Genomic DNA, 407 nt, shown 5'->3' on the forward strand with positions numbered 1-407 from the left:
GAGCTTCTGCGATAAACGCCCGGCAACGGGCGCCATCAGAAACATGCACGCACCGGTAACGAACATCGTCTCGCCGATCTGCAAGGCGGAATACCCGCGGATCCGGGCGAGATAGACGGGATACAAATAGGTCAGGCCGTAGAGGCCGATGCCCATGACGAAGCTGAAGGCGCAGCCAACGGCAAAATTGCGGTCTGAGAAGGCGCGCAGATCGACGATGGGATGCTTCGTCGTGAAAACGCGCACGAAGAAGGCAACGCTGGATATGGCGCAGGCGATGGCGAGAATGAGAACGACCTCATCTTGGAACCAGTCGTTTGTCGGCCCCTCTTCGAGCACGTATTCAAGTGTGCCGAGAAAAGCCGCCATGAAGGCGAGTCCACGCCAGTCAAAGCTCTTGAAGAGAT

The 407-nt window shown here is 57.5% G+C and carries 1 protein-coding gene; it reads right to left on the reverse strand.

Translation table 11 applies throughout. The annotated features are described in order from the left end of the window. Positions 1-369, reverse strand: a 369-nt coding sequence (locus D7Y04_RS43150) for a hypothetical protein (protein WP_370457339.1), incomplete at its 3' end; no start/stop codon positions are given. Positions 370-407: the final 38 nt, after the last annotated feature.

It is taken from the genome of Corallococcus sp. AB038B, from assembly GCF_003668955.1.
Classification (GTDB): Bacteria; Myxococcota; Myxococcia; order Myxococcales; family Myxococcaceae; genus Corallococcus; species Corallococcus exiguus.